The organism is Streptomyces sp. NPDC031445 (assembly GCF_055581365.1).
The window spans coordinates 187,227-207,479 of sequence record NZ_JBVIJO010000015.1 but is presented as its reverse complement, the minus strand read 5'-3'; the positions used below and the strand labels follow the sequence as shown (position 1 = coordinate 207,479).

The following is a 20,253-nucleotide window of genomic DNA, read 5'->3' as shown; positions in this document are numbered from 1 at the left end:
AACGATTCAGTCCGCACGGCATCAGCACTGCCGCAGCACGTCAAGATCCCTTGCTCGACTCACCCTTTGGGGCGCACATGCATGAACTCGTCTCGCAGCGCGGCGGGATGTCGCGGCGCGCGGTCCTCGCCGCCTCGCTGGCCGCGGGCGCCGTGGCCGCCGTCGGTGCCGCGGCGCCGGCCGCGACCGCTCTCCCCGCGGACACCGGGCCGGCTCCCGCCGCCGACTGGTTCGCCGACCCACCGCGCTCGGTGCGCCCCAAGTTCCGCTGGTGGTGGCCGGACGGCCTCGTCGACCCGGACGAGATCGCCCGCGAGATCGACCAGATCGCGGACGCCGGCTTCGGCGGCGTCGAGATCGCGGCCGTCCACCACAGCATCAAGGACAAGTCGGTGCTGGACACCGCCCGCCACGGCTGGGGCAGCAGACCGTGGCTGGACGGCGTCGAGTCCGCCCTGCGCCGCGCCGCGAGACGCGGCCTCACCGTCGACCTCACCCTCGGCCCGAGCTGGCCCGTGGCCGTGCCCGGCATCACCCCCGACGACGCGGCCGCCGCCCAGGAACTCGCCTACGGCCGCGCCTCCGTCACCGGCGGAACCACCTACCAGGGTCCGGTCCCGGAGCCCGTGCGCGCGCCCGCCTCCGGCGTGACCCGCCGGCAGCTCCTCGCCGTCCAGGCCGCCCGCGTCGACACGGCGAACTCCACCCGCAAGGAGACCGGACTCGACCTGGCCAGCGTCCGCGACCTGACCGCCACCGTCACCGGCGGCGCCCTGACCTGGACCGCGCCCGCGGACGGCGACTGGGTCCTGATCTCCTACTGGCAGCGCGGTTCCGGACAGCAGCCCGAGTCCGGCCCGCACTCCTCGCCCGCCGCCTACGCCGTCGACCACTTCGGCCCCGCCGGCACCGCCGCCGTCACCGACTTCTGGGACTCCCTGCTGACGCCGGCGCTGAAGGTCCTGCTGAAGGCCGCCGGCGGCGCGTTCTTCGAGGACTCGGTGGAGCTGGAGACCGACGGCCTCGCCTGGACCGCGCAGTTGCCCGACGCGTTCGAGAAGCGCACCGGGCGCCCCCTGCTGCCGTACCTGCCCGCCGTCGTCCTCGACAAGAGCAACCAGGTCTTCGCCTTCGAGGCCCAGGTCACCCGGCAGATCAGGCACGACTTCTGGGAGACCGTCTCGGACCTGTTCAACCGTCACCACCTGCTCGCCCTCAGGACCTGGGCGCACTCGCTGGGCATGGCCCTGCGCTCGCAGCCCTACGGACTGCAGACCGACGCCATCGCCTCGGCGGCGATCCTGGACATCCCCGAGGGCGAGTCCCTCGGCTTCAAGAACCTCGACGACTACCGCTGCCTGGCCGGCGGCCGCGACATGGCCGGGCGCACGGTGCTGTCCTGCGAGGCCGGCGCGTACAACGGCACGGCGTACAGCACCACGTGGGACCGTTTCCTGCGGACGATGGGCGGCGCGTACGCGGCGGGGGTCAACCAGACCGTCGTGCACGGATTCTCCTACGCCACCGCCCCGCAGGTGAGCTGGCCCGGGTTCGCCGCCTTCAGCCCGTACAACGGCGCCCCCGGTTACGGCGAGTCGTGGGGCCCCCGGCAGCCCACCTGGGGTCATGCCGAGGACATCGCCGGCTATCTGGGCCGCCTGCACCGCGTGCTGCAGACCGGCACCGCCCGTGCCGACGTCGCCGTCTTCCGGCAGACCGGCTACACGGCCACCGGCATCGGCGCGTCCTGGTTCACCGCCACCGGCATCCCCCTCGGCTGGACCCACCAGTTCCTCAGCGGCCCGCTGCTCGACCTGCCGAGCGCCACCGTCCGCGCCGGCCGGCTGGCGCCCGACGGGCCCGCCTACAAGGCGCTGTTCGTCGAGGGCGACTTCTTCTACGGCTCCACCCCGACGCTCGCCGTCAGCGACGCGCGCAAGCTGCTGAAGCTGGCCGAGGCGGGCCTGCCCATGGTCCTGTTCGGCGCCTTCGACCAGGCCCTGACCCCGGGGGTGCCCGGCGACGGGGAGACCGGCCGGCTGCGCGCGCTGATGGCCCGGCTGCTCGCGCTGCCGGGTGTCGTCCGCGTCAGCGACAAGGCCGCCGTCGGCGACGCGCTCGCCCAGCTCGGTGTCACCCCCGACGTCCGCTACGCCACCTCCTCCACGCTCCTCAACGCCCACCGGGCCACGGACGACGCCGACTTCTACTACCTGTGCAACGGCAAGCACGCCGAGACCGTCAAGCCCGCGGTGGCCACGATCGACCACGACGTCACCCTGCGCGTCACCCGCGGCCGCGGGGCCACGGTGCCGTACCTCCTCGACGCCTGGACGGGCCGGGCGGTGCGGCTCGCCCGCTACACCCGGGACGGCGACGACGTCACCCTGCGCGTCACGCTCCAGCCCGGGGAGACGGTGATCGTCGCGCTGGGGCGGCCCGGACTGTTCGGCGACCGCTACGGCAACCGTCCGCACGCCGTCGCCTCGGACGCCGACGACGTGCTGTTCACCGGCCGCGGACTGACCGTGCGGGCCGGCGCGGCAGGCTCCCGCACCCGCACCACCCGTCTGTCCGACGGCCGCACGGTCACCACCACCCTGCCGTCCGTGCCCGGCCCCCTCACCCCGGCGGCGTGGGAGCTGGAGGTCGAGGACTGGTACCCCGGCGCGGACCCGACCCGTACCGAGCGCGTCCGGCGCACACTGACCCTGGACGCGCTCGCGCCCTGGTCGAGGATTCCCGAGCTGGCCGACTCCGCGGGCGTCGGCCGCTACCGCACCGAGGTCACCCTGCCGGACGACTGGACCGCGTCCCACGGGGCCGTCCTCGAACTCGGGCAGGTCTCCGACACCGTCCGTGTCACCGTCAACGGCACTTCCGTGCCCCCGGTGGACCGTCTGCACCCCGTCGTCGACGTCGGCCCCTACCTGCGCGGCGGCGCGAACGGCATCGAGATCGAAGTGGCGACGCCGCTCATCAATCGGCTCCGGGTCGCCCAGCCGTCCGTGTTCGGCACGACGGCCCGCCAGGACCACGGCCTGGTCGGTCCCGTCCGGCTCGTCCCGTACGCGCAGGCGGGGGTGTCCTGACGCCCCGGGGCGCACCGGCTCCGACCGGTGCGCCCCGGCTCGGGCGCTCCCGCTCGGGCGCGCAGGCGCGGGAGCACGCGAGCCCGCGCGCCCGTCAGTGCGGCAGCCCGGCCCGGAGCTGTTCGCGTACCCAGGCGGGATCGGGGTTGGTGTGCGGCCGGCCCGCCACGACGACGGTCGGCACGGTCTCGTTGCCGTCGTTGGCCGCCCTCACCACCGCGGCTCCCGCCGGGTCGCGCCAGATGTCGACCCAGTGCAGCCGGCGGGCGCCACGGCCCAGCCGGATGCGCAGTCTCATGCAGTACGTGCAGCCCGGACGCCAGTAGACGACCGGGCGGCCGTCGACCGCGCTGCGGCGTTGTGCCTCGCGCGCACCGATCGACCTCGGGAAGACCAGGGGCGAGGTCACGCCGGCGAGAACCACGAACGCCGTCAGGAGGGTGGCGGCTGTGCCGGGGTTCCCCGCGAAGACCTGCCGGGTCGCGACGGCTGAGCCGCTGAGCACCAGCACTATCGGCAGTATCCAGGCTCGCATCATGGTGACGCAGGCTATCGGTCAGGGGGTGCGGAGACGGCCGGTGTACACGTCCGTACGGTTCCGAGGTGCGCCGGAGTGGGTTTCGGTGAGCACCGTCCGTACTCCCGTGCCGTCCGCCACCAGGCCCTGGTAGTCGCCGAGGAAGTAGCCCCCGGCGAACGGCTCCCGCAGCCAGTCGAAGACCCGCGAGATCCGTCGTTCGGTGCGCAGCTTCGGGTTTCCGTGCGGCAGCGTGGCCAGTCGGTAGGCGGTGGGCAGGGTGGTGGTGTCGCCCGGCGTGAGGAAGCGCAGGTCGTAGTAGGTGAGCGCGACCGTGCCCCGTTCGGTGACCGCGATCGACGGCGAGAAGGCCGGTACGCCCCTGGGGCTGATCAGCTCCGGGGTGCTCCAGGTGCGTCCGCCGTCGGTGGACCGCACGAGCTGGACGGAGTCGAACCGTCCACCGGAGAAGTCCGAGCCCTCGTAAGCCATGTACAGCGTGCCTGTCCTGGGGTCGACGGCCGGGCTCTGCAGGGTGGCCGCCGCGCGCAGCGGCTTGGCGGGGTCGTTCGGGTCGGCCTCCGGTACGGAGGTGTCCCGGGCCACGGTGACCGGGGCGCTCCAGGTCCTTCCGGCGTCGTTCGAGGTGACCATCTCGTAGCGGGCTTCGACGACGCTGCTCAGGTCGCCGGAGTAGGTGATCCGGTCGAAGAAGTCGTACAGGGCGCCGGTGCACCGGTCGGCGACGATCAGATGGCCGATGGTCTGGGTGTTGGGCACGGTGCTGGTGCCGACGAACCGCCGGGCCTTGCTCCAGGTGCGGCCGCCGTCGCGGGTGAGGGAGATGTAGCCGGGGCCGTCGAGGGAGCCGGGGCCGGGCGGGTCGTTGTCGAGGCGGTTCCAGACCTGGTAGGCGGTGCCCTTGCGGATCGGGTCGGCGGTGAGTGAGGGCTTGTCGTTGAAGAACGGCTGCTCGTCGACGTGCGTGGTGGTGAGGTGGTGCCACGTCCGGCCGCCGTCGCGGGACGTGACGGCCAGGAGGGCGCTGCGCGTGCTCTTCGTGAAGTCGACGCCCTCCCCGCTCGCGTACACCGTGCCGTCCGGGCCGGTGCTCACCCAGGGGTCGGAGGCCCGTTCGTAGTCCGCGCCGCCGGGGGCGCACAGGCTGAACGGCAGTGTGCTCCGGTGGAAGGTGCGGCCGTCCGTGGTCCAGCCGGCCGCCAGGCCGCGGGCGCCGCCGTCGTTCCACCGGTCCTGCTGGAACACGGTGACCACGCGCCTGCGGTCGCGCGGATCGACGGACAGGTACGGCTCGACCTCGGTGGCCGGGTAGACGACGCTGTCGGGGGACCTCGCTCCGACGGTGCACTTCGCGTACGGGTCGCCGTGGGACACCTTGACCAGCGGCGTGCCGTCGGCGTTCCGGTCCGCCGCGGCGGGAGCCGCGCCGGTGACCGTGACGAGCAGGAGCGCGGCGGTGGTGACGGCGGTCAGGGGCAGGAAGACGCGCATGCGGGATCTGATCTCCTCCGGGCCTGTCGACCGGGGTACGGGACCGCCGTCATCGGGGCGGTCTGGGACACGGAGGCGTACCGCGACGCGGGGGTGTGGGGCCGGGGCGACTCCGCTTGGTCGTTTTCGGCGTCGCGGCCGGTGTCCTTGATGGGCCGAACGGCGGAGCCGTCGCCGGGGCCGTCGCAGAGCACGGCGGAGCCGGCCGGCGGGTGCACCGGCCGGCCGGCTCCTTGGTCGTGGTGTCGCGGCGGGCGGGATCGGATCTGGCTCAGACGGGTGCCCGAGGCCGGTACAGCCACGGTGGGCCGGGTGCGTCACCCATGCCCACCGCGCCGGGCGCACCGGCCGGACCGGTCGCCCCGCCGTGCGCGGACCGGTCAGGTGAGCGCCTGCGCGGTCCCGTCCGGCAGCGCGCGGGTGTCACCGGCACAGGGGCGTGAAACGATCTGTCCGCCTGCACAGCAACGGCGCCCTCTACCTCAGCGTGGGCGCTCGGCATGTGGCCCGCGAGGCGAGGCCGGGCCCGCGCCAGGGTGGTCCTGCGGTGCGAAGCACCTCATACGACCGGGGGCATCGGGTGACCGGTCGCCCCCTGTGGACACGGGCCACCCGCCTCCGACGGGTACCGAGGTGCGGTTGCCGCGCGCGGGCTTCTAGCGCGGTTCGTGGGCCGCCGCCCGGCAGGCGCCGGTCGCGGCGCCGCCCGGCACTCCGGCCCCGGTCAGCCCGGTCACACAACCTTGCAGGTCTCCGACCACGCCACGGCCGCAGGCCGCGGTGACGGAGTCGGAAGCGGTGGCACCGGCCAGCTCGGCCATCCGTGTGCAGGCGGGGATGTCCGCCCGGACCGCGGGAGCGGCGAGGACCGCACCGCCGAGGGTGAGGGTCAGGCCGGTGAGGGCACCGGCGATACGGGTCGACGTGCGCATGGGACACACCTGCCTTCCGGGACGGTCGCGCGGTCCTGGTCCCGGCGGGCCGGATCCGCGGTCAGGCCGCCGGGCGACGCTCGGTGAGCGGTGCCCCGGCCGGCGGGCTCCCGGACCGACCGCACGGTTCCGCGCCGCGTCCCTCGCGAGCCGCATCGCGACGAGGTCGCCAGGCTGCGGGAGGGGCCCTCACTCCAGCATCGCATCCTCTTCTCCGCCCGTCCTGGGCACCGAGGGGCGCGCTGAGTACGGCGATTGCGCGGAGCCCGGAAGCCGGCCTCCTGCGGTGTGCGCGCCGTGTGCGACGTGTACGCGATCAGTGACTCGGCATGGTCGCCCGGCGTGCCGGCACAGGCACACGTGTCTGTGCCGGGCACGTCCGGCGGGTGTGTGTCAGCTGGGCTGGGCGGTGGGCATGATGAAGACCTGCGGGAGGTTGACCCGCAGGGGCAGGGAGGCGATGAAGCCGACGGTCTGCGCGATGTCGATGGACTGGAGCCAGTCGATGGTGTCCTTGGAGCCTTCCAGCCATTCGCGGGCGCCGGTGTCGGTGACGTGGTCCTGGAGTTCGGTGCCCACGATGCCGGGCTCGATCGCGGAAACCCGTACCTTCTTCGGTCCCAGCTCGATGCGCAGGTGCTTGGACAGGTGCGAGACGAAGGCCTTGGTGCCGGCGTAGACGGCGAAGGTCGGGTAGAGGTTCTGCGCGGCGCTGGAGGAGGTGTTGATCAGGTCGGCGACACCGCGCTCCTGTGCGGCCCGTACCAGCTGCGGGGTGAACGCGCCGATGACGTTCATCAGCCCGGAGACGTTCAGGTCGATCTGCCGCTGCCACTGGTCGGCGCGCAGTTCCTCGACGGGACCGGGCAGCATGACACCGGCGTTGTTGAACAGCAGGTCCGCGCCGCCCAGCTCCGCCTGGACACGGTCGGCGGCGGCCTGCACGGCGGCGGCGTCGGTCACGTCGACGGCGATGGCCACGGCGGTGCCGCCGTTCTTGCCGATGCGCGCGACCAGGTCGTCCAGCCGCTCGGCGCGCCGGGCGAGCACGGCGACCTTGGCGCCCTGCGCAGCCAGGTGCTCGGCCGTTGCCTCGCCGATGCCGCTGGACGCGCCGGTGATGACGGCCACCCGGCCGTCCAGGGGCCTCGTGGAGGCCGTGGCAGAGGTCTCGGTGGTCATGGGATGACACCCTTCGAAAAGACAAGAGATGCGGAGCGGGACCCGGACGTAGGCCGTCGCGGCCCCTGTCATCCAGCAGACCACCGCCAGACCGGCCCCGGCGGCCCGCAGGTGGCCCTGGTGAGACAGGTACTGCCAGGGCCACCCAGCGGCGGGCGGGCACCGGCGGGGCAGGCGAGACTGGGTGTATGGACCGCAGCAGCGAGATCGCCGCCTTCCTGCGCACCCGCCGCGCACGGGTGAGCCCCGAATCGGCGGGACTGCCCGCCGACGGGCGCGCCCGGCGCGTGCCCGGCCTGCGCCGCGAGGAAGCCGCCCGCCTGGCGGGCGTGAGCACCGAGTACTACACCCGCCTGGAACAGGGCCGGGCCGCACACCCCTCGCCCGAGGTGGTGGACGCCCTGGCCCGCGCCCTGCGCCTGGACGCCGCCGAACGCGAGCACCTCACCAACCTCCTCGCCCGACCGGGCGGGCGGCGCGCACCGGTCAACCCGCAGCGGGTCCGCCAGGGGCTGCACCTGATGCTCCAGACCCTGGACGAGGTGCCCGCGTTCGTCATCGGCCGGCGCACCGACGTCCTCGCCTCCAACCGCCTGGCCCGCGCCGTCCTGACCGACTTCGAGGCACTGCCCGTCCCGCGGCGCAACCTGGCGCGCTACTACCTGCTGGACCCCGAGGCCCGCGAGCGCACCGCCGACTGGGAGCAGATCGCCGCCGAGACCGTCGCCATGCTGCGCCTGGAGGCGGGCCGCTGCCCGCAGGACCGCCGGCTGGCCGACCTGATCGGCGAACTGACCCTGAAGTCACCGGAGTTCAGTACCTGGTGGAACGACCACCGGGTGCTGCGGCGCAGCCACGGCACCCTGCACTACCGGCACCCGCTCGTCGGCGACCTGCACTTCTCCTACGAGTCGCTGCAACCGCCCGGCGACGACAACCAGACCCTGTGCGTCTACCTCCCCGAGCCCGGCTCCGCCACGGCCGAATCCCTGCGTATCCTCAGCAGCTGGACCACCGGCACAACCTCGGCCTCCCGTCCGGCCGGTCCCGGAACCTGAGGATCACCTGGGCGTCACCGTCCCGGGCCCGACGCCAGGCCGCAGGCAGGAAGGCGGCGCACGTTTCCCAGGCGCCCATCCATGTGTCGCGGGCCGCGCGATTCGATTCCATCGCGCATGGGACAACGGTCCGCGGGTGGCACGAGGGTGCCGTAACGAGCGCGTACCGGCCCCTCTTGGACGCCGTCGGCCTGACCTACCCCCAGTACCAGGACGGGGTCCCGGTCGGGGTGACCCGCGACGTGCCTCTCCGCGGTCCGTGGACTCTGCGAGGTAATACGTGCCCTGTCGATCGTGTGCGTGCTCGTCCGCCGTACGGTACGCGGCGCAGGTCGGAGCACAGTCATGAAGGGTGCGAGGCGCCGCGGCCGGGGCCCCGAGCGCAGGGGGTGACGCACGGGCGCCCCCTGGGCCTGCGAGCCGCTGACGCCCCGGTACGCGGGGCCCGGCGGTATGCGTCCTTCCGGTGGTGTGGCGCACGGCACAGGAACGCGGCCGGGCCCGCGGAGAGAACAGAGTGTGAGGCATACAGAACCCAGTGAGTCATTGCGGGCGCGCGTACGGTCCGGGGACCGTGCGGCGTTCGCCGACCTCTACGACCGGAACGCTCGCACGGTCTACAGCCATGCCCTGCGGCTGACCGGTAACTGGTCGGACGCCGAGGAAGTGATGTCCGAGACCTTCCTCAGCGCATGGCGCACTCGGGAGACGGTCGAACCGGAGGGCGGTTCGCTCACACCGTGGCTGCTCGGCATCGCGACGAACAAGGCGCACAACGCCAACCGCGGTGTGCGCCGGCGCCTCGCCTTCCTGGCTCGCAGCCCGGAGCCCCGGCCCGTGGAGGACTTCGCCGACGAGACGGCCGGCCGGATCGACGATGCCCGCCGTCTCGCGCTGGTCCACGACGCCCTGCGTCGACTACGGCGCCCGGACAGGGAGGTGATCGCCCTGTGCGTGGGCGCCGGGCTGGACTACCAGCAGGCCGCCGAGGCACTGGGCATCCCGGTCGGGACCGTGAGGTCGCGGCTCTCGCGCGCCCGGGCCCGACTGGCCCGCCACAGCGCCGGTCCGGCGCCTCGAAGAAACACGGAACCGCGTGGCCGTCGCGGAGAGGAAGAGAGTGGGGCCGCGATCGCGGCCCTGTTCCTGCGGGAGGAGACCCAATGAACGCTGACAACCCGCGCGTCGGCTCCGACCGGAGCGAGGCGGAGGAGTTGCTGGCGGCTTCGGCCGACTGGGACCTCTCCCCGAGCCGCCACCGTCACCACAAGGACTTGCTGATGCAGCAGATCGATCAGGACCACTCCGCTCCCGGCGCGACGTCGCCCGCCCCGTCCCGCCGCAGGCTGCCGCGCCTGGGCCTGGTGTTGCCCGCCGTGTCACTGGCCCTGACCGGTGCCCTGGTCGTCACCTCCCAGCACGGCGGCCACACCCCGGCTCCGGCGGCCGGGCCCGCCGCTTCCGGACCGGCAAGGGTGAACAGCGCGACCGCGACCCTCGACCGGATCGCCGCCGCGGCCATGAAGACGGACGTCACACCGGTGAAGGACGACCAGTTCGTGTACGTCCGGCGCCTGGTGCGCGAGAACAAGGGCGCCGTGGGCGGTTCGGTGGTGCTCGGCGCGACCCACAAGGAAGAGGCCTGGATGGCGCAGAAGCCAGGTCCCGTGACCACGACCGGCTGGCTGCGTTCGAGCGGGAAGGACGCCGTCATGCCCGGCGAACTGGTGCCCAGCACCTTCCCGACTCCCGTACGTCCCGGCCTGTGGCACCCCACCTACGCGTGGCTGGCCCAACTGCCCGCCGACCCCGACGCCCTGCTCAAGGTGCTCTACAGCCAGACGACGGTGGAGACCGGCGAATCGAAGGACGAGGCCGTCTTCAGGGGCATCGGCGACCTGCTGGGCAGTGCGATCATGCCGCCCGCGACCGCCTCCGCCCTGTACAAGGCCGTCGCCAAGGTCCCCGGCGTCACCCGGGTCCCCGACGCCGTCGACGCGGCCGGCCGCCACGGCATCGGCATCAGCCGCCAGGACGGCGGCTCCACCACCCGGTGCGTGTTCATCTTCGACAAGGCCACACTCGCCTACCTCGGCTCGCAGGCGTACTTCACCCACAGCGGGGCCACGACCAGGGGCACGACGGGTGACGTCCTGTACGGCGTCGACGCCGTCATGGCGCGCGGAGTCGTCGACCGGCACGGCGAGGTACCTCCGAAGTCCGCCGGCTGATTCCGTCGCTGACGGGGTGGGGCTCGCGCGCCGCCGGCGCCGGGCCCCGCGTTGGTGTGCGGCGGTCCGATCAGGCGGGGGAGGTCTCGCCGCCGTCGCTCCCGGCGAGCGCGGCGTCGAGACAGGGGATCAGTTCCCCGGTGTCGCACGAGGTGAGCGGGCGGGGAGGTGGTCCTGATCGACGGCACCCTCATCCCCACCCAGCGCCGCACCGGGATGGTCGACCGGCGGAACTGCTTCGCCCACCTGAAGAACTGGCGCCGTCACCGGCCATCCCGCGAGCATGGCCTCCAGCCACGCCCACGCCGGCCGCTGCCACGAGCTGAGCCGTGAGGACCTAGGCCTCGCCCCCGGGCGTGCAGACGCCTAGCAGAGAGAGGAATGCGCGGGCTGCGGGTGACGGGGGGAACCGGCTCCAGATGAGGCGCTCCACCCGTATCGGCCCGTTGGTGATCGGCACACATCGCAGCCCGTGCAGTTCGGCGTCGAAGGCCGCGGGTAGCAGGGCGATGCCCAGACCGTGGCGGACCATCCGGACCATGAGCTCGACACCGGACACCTCGAACGCGACCTCGCGCCGCACGCCGATCGCCGCGAACGCCTGGTCCGACTGGGCGCGGGCGGCGCTGCCGTCGGCGAAGTCCACGAACACCTCGTCGGCGAGGAGGCGCAGGTCCACCTCATGGTGCGTGGCCAGCGGGTGGCCCGGGGCAACCACCGCGACATGCTGCCCGTGGCCAAGTTCCTTGTCATGGACGCCCTGCGGCCGGAATCCGGGCACTACGCCGAGGAACGCCGCGTCCAGTGTGCCTTCTCGCACCCGTTCGACGAGCAGCTCGCTGGAGCCCGTCCGCAGACCGATCCGTACCTGAGGGTAGCGCCGGCGGTAGTTCTGGATCACCGCCGGGAGATCGACGGCCGCCACAGTGGGGATCGCCCCGACGGCCAGTTTGCCGCGTATCTCGCCGCTGGCCGCCGCGACCTCCGCCCGGGCCCTCTCGGCCGCATCCAGAGCCTCGCGGGCGGCGGGCAGGAATGCCTCTCCGGCGGTGGTCAGCCGCACCCGGCGGCTGGTCCGCTCGAACAGTCGGGCGCCCAGTTCCTTCTCCAGCCGGGCCACCTGGTGGCTGAGCGCGGACTGGACGACATGGCATCGCTCGGCGGCGCGGGTGAAGCTGGCAGTCTCCGCCACCGCGAGGACATAGCGCATCTGCTGAAGATCCATCAGTTCATCGTGAAACACGATTGGTTACATGACAAACATGCGTTGGACCAATGGATGCCTGCGCAGCGATGCTCAAACAGGGGCCGGTCATGCTGCCACCGACCAGCCCCTGCCCGTACCCGGCGTGGCCCACAGCTGCCGGTCCGTCATAACGCTGCCGGCGCCCGGCGCGCCCCGACCCCGCGGAGACACCCATGCGCGTGATCGCCTTCGACCACCTCGTCCTGAACGTCGCCGACATCGAGCGCTCGCTCGCCTTCTACACCGGCCCTCTGGGCCTGCAGCCGGTGCGGGTGAAGGAGTGGCGGGACGGCAAGGTCTCCTTCCCGTCCGTGCGGGTGAGCCCCACCACCATCATCGACCTCGTCAAGGCGCCCGCCGAGCGGGCGAAGGGCTCCAACGTCGATCACATCTGCTTGGTGGTCGAGCCGCTCGACTGGCAGCGCGTCATCGATTCCGGCGTCTTCACAGTGCTGGACGGCCCCGGCAAGCGCTTCGGTGCCCAAGGTGCCGCGGACTCCCTCTATGTGCAGGACCCGGACGGCAACACGGTGGAGCTGCGCTGGTATGCGCCGGACGCCTGAGACGCCCCCGGCGACCCATCGGGCATCCCCGTCGGACGATGCCCTCCACGGTGTCCGGCCCGCCCTGTGACGCGGTCCACTCCGCCGCACCGACCGAGTCGTCGCGGACCTGGACCTACGACCTGCCGGAACGGTTCGGGCCGTGGCGGACGGTCTATGAAGCGGTTCGCCCGGTGGGATGCTGACGGGACCGGGGCCCGCCTGCGCAACCGCATAGGCGAACGCTCCGACGGCGTCGGCGACGACCATCAGGCGAGACCGTGACATCCGGTCGGCGACCACGCCTCCGAGCAGGATGAACACCAGCCGGGGCGGCGACTGGCAGGCGAGCACCAAGGACAGCTCGCCCGGGCCGGCGCCCGGAAGTGCCAGACTGGCGGCGATGACCTTGACCGGGCACGCGCCCCTGGTTGCGATGTGCGGCCTCGCGGTGCCGGCGGGGCTCGCGACCGCGCTGTTCGCGCCGGCGATGGACGGTGTCGTGCCGCTCGTGGTCCCCGCGGACCGGTTGCAACGGGCCAACGGTGTGCTGCGGATGAGCACCAACACGTGCCTCTTCCTCGGACTCGCGCTGTCGGGTGTGGTCGTCGCGTGGGTCGGCGCGGGGTGGGCCCTGGCCCTGAACGCCGTCTCGTTCGTGGTCAGCGCCGTCCTCACGGGCCGCCTGCGGCTGCCCGCCAGGCCGGTGAAGACGTGGTCCGTGAGGACGGACCTGCGGGAGGGCTGGGCGGAGTTCGCCTCACGGCAGTGGCTGTGGGTGGTGGTCGCCCAGTGCACGGCCGTGGTCGCCGTCTTCAGCGCGACCCCCGGGGTTCTCGGTCCGCTGGAGGCGCAGCGGCATCTGGGCGGGGCCGGGCCCTGGTCGGTCGTCGTGGGCGCCCAGGCGCTGGGGGCCATCGCCGGCGCCGGGCTGGCCGCGCGGGTCCGGGTCCGCCGACCGGTCCTGGTCGCGGTCGTCGCCACGTTCCCGGCGGCGCTGCCGATGGTCTTCCTGAGTGTCTCGGCACCGGTCTGGCTGACCGCCGTCGCCGCCTTCTGCGCGGGTGTGGCCGGCGACGTCTTCAACGTGCTGTGGTCCAGCACGTTGCAGCGCGAGATTCCGGAGCACGTCCTTTCCCGCGTCAGTTCCTACGACCTGCTCGGATCCCTGGCCTTCGCCCCGCTCGGCCTGCTCACCGCCGGCCCTGTCGCCCAAAGCGCCGGCCCGAGCGCGGCTCTGGCCGGGTGCGCGGCTGTCGTCGTCCTCGCCACTCTCGCCGCCCTGGCGTCTCCGCAGGTCCGGGGCCTTCGGCACTCCGTGTCCCCGCTCCCGGCATCCGCCGCCGTACGCGATCAGGCCGGTGAGGAGGTCGCCCGCTGATCCGCGCCTCACCCTGAGGCCGTGGTGAGTTGCCGTGCCGTGTTCCCGCGCCCGGCAGTCAGGACGGCTGGACCCGGTCGAAGACGGCGAGGGCGTCGGCGGGGTCCGGGCTCACCAGGCGTTCCAGGCCGGCGGTGGTGATCTCCGCCCACCTGCCGGCCCGTGCCCACATCCTCTCCTCGAAGGCGCGGACGGCCTCGTCCAGGTCGTCCGGGACGGCGGCGATGGACTCGGCGAGTTCGGCGCCATCCAGCATCGCGAGGTTCGCGCCCGCCCCCAGCGGGGGCATCAGGTGGGCGGCGTCGCCCAGCAGCGTCACCCCGGGGACATGGGTCCAGGTGTGCGACACGGGCAGGACGTGGAGGGGGCGGTGGACGAACGCGGTGCCGTGGCGGAGGAGGTCGAGGACGGGCTCGGCCCAGCCGTCGAACAGCGCCAGCAGGCTCGCCCGCACGGCCCCGGCGTCGGCCGGGTCCAGGTCCGTGTGCCAGTCCAGCGGTGCGCGGAACCTGGCGTACACCTTGACGTGGCCGCCGCTGTTGCGCTGGGCGACCAGAGACCGGTTCACGCCGTACACGGCTACGGAACCGTCGCCGGTCAGCCGGGCGAGGCCGGGAAGGCGGGTGTCGACGTCGTCGAGGGAGGTTTCGACCGAGGTGACGCCGGTGTACCGCGGCGTGGCCGGCGACACCGCGGGGCGCACCCGGGACCAGGCGCCGTCCGCCCCGACCACGAGGTCGAACGTCTCCTGCCGCCCGTCCGCGAAGTGGACCCGTACGCCGTCCGGGGTCCCCGGCACCACCCGCGTCACGCCCCGCCCCCACTGGACGTCGAGGGGGCCGAGCAACAGGTCGCGGAGCTGCCCGCGGTCGATCTCGGGATTCGCCCGCTCGTCCGGACGGGGCCGCCAGTCGCGCAGGACGGTCCCGTCCGTGTCCAGGATGCGCATGGCCTGCCCCTCGGGCCGGGACAGCGCCTGGAACTCCGCCAGCAGCCCCGCCTTGTCCAGGGCGAGCTGGCCGAGTCCTTCGTGCAGGTCCAGCGTGCCGCCCGGGGGGCGCGCGTCGGGAGCGGGATCGCGTTCGAGGACGGTGGCGGAGCAGCCATGGCGGTGCAGGACACGGGCGAGGGACAGACCGCCGGGACCGCTCCCGACCATCGCGATACGACGTCTCATACCGATACACTGTATGGATACGGTACGGCGTCTCGCAACAGTACGATGTCGGCATGACTGTGTGGGACAAGCCGGCGCCGCCGCCTCGCCCCGTGCCGCTCGACCGGGAGCGGATCGTCGCCGCCGCCGTCGCGCTGGCGGACGAGGGCGGGCTGGAGGCGGTGTCGCTGCGCAAGGTCGCCGCCCGGCTGAACGCCGGCCCGATGCGGCTGTACGGCTACTTCTCCACCAAGGAGGAGCTGTTCGACCTCATGGTGGACGAGGTCCAGGCCGAGATCCTCCCCGCGGAGCAGCCCGGTGACTGGCGGGAGGCGCTGCGCGTCCTCGCCCACCGCACCAGGCGGGCCGCTCTGCGCCACGAATGGTTCGCCGACCTGCTCGGCGGCCGCCCGGCCCTGGGCCCGAACGGCCTCGCCGTGACCGAGGCCAGGCTGGCCGCCCTCGACGGCCTCGCCGGCATCGACACCGTCATGCGCGCGGTGGAGACGGTCAGCGCCTACGTCACCGGCGCGATCAGACGTGAGATCGCGAACCTGCGGGCCGAGCGCGCCACGGGCCTGTCCAAACGCGACTGGCAGCGTGCCTCCGGTCCGCATGTGACGAGCATGTTGGCCACGGGCCGCTTCCCGGCACTGGCCAAGGCCGTGTACGACGGCACGGACGTGGACGCCGAGACCTCCTTCGCGACCGGCCTGGACTGGGTCCTCGACGCCGTGGCCGCCAGACTCACCCGGCCGCCGGCCTGACGGCTTGCCCGCGCCCGAGCGCCGGGGACAAGCGCGGCTCGCCTTCGGCGCTGCCGGTGATCGCCCGGAACGGCGCACGAGCCCGCTCGCGGAACCGCTCGACCGGGTGTGACCGTGGGGCCGGCCGGGTGTCCGGCCGGCCCCACGGTGTCGTCGTGCCGGTTACCGCCTGGTGAGGGCGAGGTCGGCGGTGACGGTGGCCGCGCCGTGCGGGTGTACGGTGCGCCGTCCGGTCCGGTGGCCCCCGGCGTCCGCGATGACGCCGATCGTGCCGGGCGCGTCCATGAGCCACACCTCGTAGCGGCCGTCCACGGCGGTGCTCAGGGTGTGGGTCGCGCCCCTCGCGGTGACCTGCACCCTCGCCCCGGCGAGCGGCGCCGCCGACGGACCCGCCCCCGTCACCGTGCCGGTGAGGTGGACCGCGCCCCGCGGCGGCACCACCGTCATGGTGACCGGGACGGTCACGGCGCCGTACGGGCTGTCGCTGTCGATGACCAGCCGTGCCCGGTGGACGCCCGCGTCGGCCGGCCCCATCGCGCGGGCGTCGGCGGTCACCGTCAGCCGGACCGTCCGGCCGGCGGCGACGGTCGTCGTCCCGGGCTTCTCGCCGAGCCACGGCACGTCCGCGTGCGGGGCGTCCCAGCCCGGCAGCACCTGGGCGCCGGACCGGACGACGCCCTCCGCGCCCTGCCCGCCCAGCACGTACCAGCCCGGCGCGGACGCCGCCGCGTACAGCGGTTGCGGCAGGTTGGGCAGCGCGGTCCAGGTGTCGGCGACGGGGTCGTAGGCGTACGCCTCGTTGGTGAGGGCGCCGGCGCCGGTCAGGATGCCGCCCGCCGTCAGCAGGCGGCCCCCGGCGGTGGCGCCGGCCGCGCCCCAGGTGTCGACGGGCGGGTCGGCGATGGGCGTCCAGCGGCCGGCGCCGGCGTCCAGGGCGTAGCCGACGGCGGTCGCCCGCGGCGTGCCGCCGTCACTCTGCGAGACTCCGCCCGCGCAGTACACGGTCGCGTCGACGGTGCCGCAGGTCTGCCACGAGGTCGGCGTGGGGTAGGCCGGACCGGAGGACCAGGTGTCGGTGGCCGGGTCGTAGACCTGTACGTCACCGCTGCCGCAGCTGAACTGCGCGCAGCCGCCGATGACGTACAGCTTGTCCCCGACGACCGCCGCGGCCGAAGCGGCGTAGGCGACGGGCTCGTCGGCGATCGCCGACCAGGAGTCGGTCGCCGGGTCGTAGACCTCGCCGCCCGCGACGGGCTGTCCGGCGGCGTTCTTGCCGCCGGTCACGTACAGCTTGCCGCGGATGAAGCCGGCCGCCGCCTCGTACCGCCTGGTCGCGGCCGGGGCCAGGGTCTTCCAGGCGCCGGTGGCCGGGTCGTAGGAGCGCAGGGCGTTGCTCCACCGGCCGTCGGGGGTCGCACCGAGTCCGGTGTAGACGACGCCGTGGTAGGCGGCGGCGATGCCGCCCGCGGTGCCCTCGGGAAGGTCCGTGACCGGCTGCCACGCCGGGTCGGCGGTTGCGGTGGCCGCTGCGGGGTTTGCCGTGGTGGTGCGGGGTGTGTCCAGCGGGCCGGCCCCGGTGGCCGCGCGCCTGCGCGGGGCGCCCTCGGCGGTGGCGGTGGTCCCGGCCCTGACGTTCTGCTCGCCGAGGGTGACCGTGGCGGGGGCGCTGCCGTTGTCGCGGAGCCGTACGGTGATGTCGCTCTTCGTGCCCCAGGGCACGGTGACGCCGATCGCGGACGGCTTGACCTCCAGCTTCGCCGGACTCAGCCGGAAGTCGGCGGTCGTCACGGCGTCCGCACGGACCTGTACCGCGCGGGTCTGCGCCGGATAGCCGAACCCGGCCAGGTCCGCGGTGAACTCCTGCCGGCCGGCGCCGGAGGAGAAGGCCCAGTACAGGCCGTCGCCCACGGCCGGGTCGCCCGGGGAGGCGATGCTCCGGCCGCTGTCGGCGGGGGTGCGGCGGGCGGCGACCGTCGCGCCGAGGACACCGGCACCCGTGTGGTCGTCCCGGACATGACCGGTCAGCAGGCCGCCGGGCACGACGTCCAGGGTGCGGGCGCCGAGGGCCACGTTGTCGACCTGCCAGAAGCCGGTCAGGGAGCCGGTGTAGTGGAACCGGACGCGTACGGACTTCTCGCCCGCGTACTGGGTGAGCGCCACCTTCTCGTGCGCGGGGCCGTTCACGACGTCCGTGTGGTGCCAGACGTTCTCCCAGGTGGCCCCGGAGTCGGTGCTGACGTCGACGTCGGCGGTCGGGTCGTTGAAGCGGTAGCTGCCGGGCAGCGCCGTGTCGAACTCCAGGGCCGGGTGGGTGAGGGCCGAGAAGTCGTAGGCGGGACTGATGAGTTCGGTGTCGACGGGGGCCCAGCCGAGGGCGTAGTCGTCGGTCTGGGCGAAGCGGCCCTCGCCGCCGGTCTGGTTGCCGCGGGTGAGCGGGTCGCCGAAGTCCCAGCCGCCGGCGCCGGTGTGGTCGACCACGCTCCAGCCGTCGGGCGCGGCGGCCTTGTCGAAGGGCTGGAGGCCGCCGCCGTGGTAGGAGACCGCGTAACCGGGCGGGAGGACGCCGGTGCCGGTGAGCGGCAGTTCGAGGTCCGCGGTGCGCCCGGCCGACCTCAGGTCGGCCTCGACGGTGGCGGGCCGGTACCCGGGGTACAGGCCGGTGGCCCGCACGGTGTACTTCGCCCCGCGGGGCAGCCGGATCGCGTAGTGGCCGGTCGCCGGGTCGGTGAACGCGGTCCCGGGCACTCCGTCGACGGTCAGCCGGGCGTACACGCCCCAGCCGTGTCCGCCGCCGTCGCGGACGCTGCCGGAGAGAGTCACGGTGGGTATGGCGTCCAGCGCCGCGTCGCCGCGGACCTGGGCGCCGTCGGCCACCTCGATCTCTCCGAGGTCCTTCTCGGCGTAGCCGAAGGTGCTCACGGTCAGCCGGTACGTGCCGGGCGGTACGACCAGTGACCAGGTGCCGTCGGCGCCGGACAGGGTGTGGTAGTCCCCCAGGCGTACGGTGGCGCCGGGGATCGGCCTGCCGCTCGCGCGGTCGGTGACCGTGCCGGAGACGGTGCCGTGCGCCCCGGGCCGGAAGGCGGCCAGGCCGTCGGGTGTGCCGAGGCCGGTCGGCCCGTCGTAACCGGGGCCGGCGGTGCAGCTCTTCGCCGGGTCGCAGTGCGGGGCCGGGCCGGAACCGCACAGTCCGGAGTCGCCGCAGCTCGCGTCGTCGCCCTCGGTGACGTCGTGCAGGGCGCCCGGGGTGAGGTAGGGGTAGGAGGCGGGGTAGGTGCCCTCGGCCGGGGTGCCGGCCAGCGCGTAGACGCCCGCGATGATGGGAGCGGAGGCGCTGGTGCCGCCGTACACGTTCCAGCCGGCGTCGGAGAAGCTGTTGTAGACGGCCACGCCGGTCGAAGGGTCGGCGACCGCGCTGACGTCCGCGACCGAACGGCCCGCGCAGCCCGTGTCCGGCTGGAACGACGGCTTGAGCTCGACCGCCGAGCAGCCCGACCCGGTGGCGCCCCAGGACGGCTGGCCCGAGGGGGAGGTGACGACGGTGTTCCAGACCTTCTCCGACCAGCCGCGGGCCGTACCCGGGTCCCGGGTCAGCGAGGTGCCGCCGACCGAGGTCACGAGCGGGGAGGAGGCGGGGTAACTGACGCCGTAGCCGTTGTCACCGGAGCTGAAGAGCAGCGCGGTGCCGGGGTGGTCGAAGTACGCGGCGTCCAGGGCGGGCAGGCTCGCGTCCTCGTGGTAGGCGCCGTAGGAGTTGGACACGTAACGGGCGCCGAGCGCGACCGCCGTGTTGACCGCGGCGCCCAGGTCGTCCGTCGCGGTGCTGTCGGCCTCCACGAGCAGGATGTGCGCCTTGGGCGCCACCGCCGACACCATGTCCAGGTCGAGGGAGATCTCCCCCGCCCAGCCGTCGTCGGACACCGGGTAGTCCGCCCCGCCGCGCTGGTCGGTCTTGCGGAAGCAGCCGTCGTCCGCGGTGCAGGCGGGCAGCCCGTACTGCGCGCGGTAGGTGGCGAGGTCCTGCTCGGCGCGCGGGTTGTCGTACGCGTCGACGATCGCGATCGTCGCGCCGGCGCCGCCGTCGGCGGGCAGGGAGTAAGCCGAGCGGAGGTCCGCCGGGCCGTAGCCCTCGGGTGTGACCGTGCCGTCGGCGCGCACACGTGTCTTCGGGGCGCCGGTACGGCGGACGGCGAAGCAGCCGAAGTGTCCCGGACGGGGGGTGCCGCACAGGGCCTCGGTGTCGGGGGTGCCGGGAGTCGCGGGGAAGGAGGACGCCGCCGGGGTCGCGGCGGGGGTGGCCGATGCCGCCGCGGCGGCGGCCGGTTGGGGCGTGAGCGCGGCCAGCAGCACGGCCGTGACCGCGCCCAGGACGGGTCTCGCGCGGCCACGGCCGGGGCGCGGGACGGGAGGTCTACGCACGGGACAACTCCGGGGGAGGGAGGCGGGCTTGGAAGCGGAACCGGTCCGACTGCGGTGTCGGCCAAGGGGGTTCGCCGGTGAGAAGAAAGATCACCCGGCAGACCGGACCCGTCAATGCGCTGCCTCTGGCGTCTTGCCGCCGTGACGTATTCACGCCCCCGTTACCCGGCCGCCGTCGCCCATGCCGTGCTCGCGGGCTGATCAGCTCAGGGGGACGG

The 20,253-nt window shown here is 73.7% G+C and carries 14 protein-coding genes and 1 pseudogene; 8 read left to right on the top strand and 7 right to left on the bottom strand.

All coding sequences use genetic code 11. From position 1 onward, the window contains the following. The first annotated feature begins 77 nt into the window (after positions 1–77). A complete protein-coding gene (locus ACZ5DC_RS33385) occupies positions 78–3,092 on the top strand; it encodes a glycosyl hydrolase (protein WP_468658996.1) in 3,015 nt (1,004 codons plus the stop codon). Between the two features lie 94 nt (positions 3,093–3,186). On the opposite strand, the gene ACZ5DC_RS33380 is transcribed toward ACZ5DC_RS33385, so the two are convergent. The 4 genes from ACZ5DC_RS33380 to ACZ5DC_RS33365 form a co-directional block, all read right to left on the bottom strand. Next, on the bottom strand, positions 3,187–3,630 hold the full coding sequence (locus ACZ5DC_RS33380; RefSeq protein ID WP_468658994.1) for a glutaredoxin domain-containing protein: 444 nt from the start codon (positions 3,628–3,630) through the stop codon (positions 3,187–3,189). A gap of 18 nt (positions 3,631–3,648) precedes the next feature. Further along, positions 3,649–5,121: a sialidase family protein gene (locus ACZ5DC_RS33375; RefSeq protein ID WP_468658992.1), complete on the bottom strand. Its 1,473-nt coding sequence runs from the start codon at positions 5,119–5,121 to the stop codon at positions 3,649–3,651. A gap of 656 nt (positions 5,122–5,777) precedes the next feature. Then, positions 5,778–6,053, bottom strand: a complete 276-nt coding sequence (locus tag ACZ5DC_RS33370; RefSeq protein ID WP_468658990.1) for a hypothetical protein — start codon at positions 6,051–6,053, stop codon at positions 5,778–5,780. Between the two features lie 393 nt (positions 6,054–6,446). Next, entirely contained in the window at positions 6,447–7,235 is a 789-nt protein-coding gene (locus ACZ5DC_RS33365; RefSeq protein ID WP_468658988.1) for an SDR family oxidoreductase, read from the bottom strand. 188 nt (positions 7,236–7,423) lie between these two features. Between ACZ5DC_RS33365 and ACZ5DC_RS33360 the strand changes: the two genes are divergently transcribed. From ACZ5DC_RS33360 to ACZ5DC_RS33350, 3 genes are all read left to right on the top strand, one after another. Continuing rightward, on the top strand, positions 7,424–8,293 hold the full coding sequence (locus tag ACZ5DC_RS33360) for a helix-turn-helix transcriptional regulator (protein WP_468658986.1): 870 nt from the start codon (positions 7,424–7,426) through the stop codon (positions 8,291–8,293). Between the two features lie 519 nt (positions 8,294–8,812). After that, positions 8,813–9,460 (top strand): RNA polymerase sigma factor, encoded by a 648-nt coding sequence (locus ACZ5DC_RS33355; protein WP_468658984.1) that lies wholly within the window; start codon positions 8,813–8,815, stop codon positions 9,458–9,460. Beyond that, positions 9,457–10,524: a CU044_5270 family protein gene (locus ACZ5DC_RS33350; RefSeq protein ID WP_468658982.1), complete on the top strand. Its 1,068-nt coding sequence runs from the start codon at positions 9,457–9,459 to the stop codon at positions 10,522–10,524. The genes ACZ5DC_RS33355 and ACZ5DC_RS33350 overlap by 4 nt, the downstream gene beginning before the upstream one ends. A 337-nt stretch (positions 10,525–10,861) precedes the next feature. Here ACZ5DC_RS33350 and ACZ5DC_RS33345 read toward each other — a convergent pair whose 3' ends face one another. Next, positions 10,862–11,749 (bottom strand): LysR family transcriptional regulator, encoded by an 888-nt coding sequence (locus ACZ5DC_RS33345; RefSeq protein WP_468658980.1) that lies wholly within the window; start codon positions 11,747–11,749, stop codon positions 10,862–10,864. Between the two features lie 194 nt (positions 11,750–11,943). On the opposite strand from ACZ5DC_RS33345, the gene ACZ5DC_RS33340 reads away from it, so the two are divergent. The 3 genes and pseudogenes from ACZ5DC_RS33340 (at position 11,944) to ACZ5DC_RS33330 (ending at position 13,693) form a co-directional block, all read left to right on the top strand. Then, entirely contained in the window at positions 11,944–12,333 is a 390-nt protein-coding gene (locus ACZ5DC_RS33340; RefSeq protein WP_468658978.1) for a VOC family protein, read from the top strand. 119 nt (positions 12,334–12,452) lie between these two features. Continuing rightward, positions 12,453–12,573: pseudogene (locus tag ACZ5DC_RS33335) on the top strand (transposase); the annotation flags it as partial. 55 nt (positions 12,574–12,628) lie between these two features. Then, positions 12,629–13,693, top strand: coding sequence for an MFS transporter (locus tag ACZ5DC_RS33330; RefSeq protein ID WP_468658976.1), 1,065 nt, complete (start codon positions 12,629–12,631; stop codon positions 13,691–13,693). A 58-nt stretch (positions 13,694–13,751) separates the two neighbouring features. Here the strand turns inward: ACZ5DC_RS33330 and ACZ5DC_RS33325 are convergent, their stop codons facing one another. After that, positions 13,752–14,870 (bottom strand): FAD-dependent oxidoreductase, encoded by a 1,119-nt coding sequence (locus tag ACZ5DC_RS33325; RefSeq protein ID WP_468658974.1) that lies wholly within the window; start codon positions 14,868–14,870, stop codon positions 13,752–13,754. A gap of 53 nt (positions 14,871–14,923) precedes the next feature. Between ACZ5DC_RS33325 and ACZ5DC_RS33320 the strand changes: the two genes are divergently transcribed. After that, on the top strand, positions 14,924–15,616 hold the full coding sequence (locus tag ACZ5DC_RS33320; protein ID WP_468658972.1) for a TetR/AcrR family transcriptional regulator: 693 nt from the start codon (positions 14,924–14,926) through the stop codon (positions 15,614–15,616). Between the two features lie 162 nt (positions 15,617–15,778). Here the strand turns inward: ACZ5DC_RS33320 and ACZ5DC_RS33315 are convergent, their stop codons facing one another. Then, positions 15,779–20,035 carry a carboxypeptidase regulatory-like domain-containing protein gene (locus ACZ5DC_RS33315; RefSeq protein WP_468658970.1) on the bottom strand — a complete coding sequence of 1,419 codons (4,257 nt, stop codon included), beginning with the start codon at positions 20,033–20,035 and terminating at the stop codon, positions 15,779–15,781. Positions 20,036–20,253: the final 218 nt, after the last annotated feature.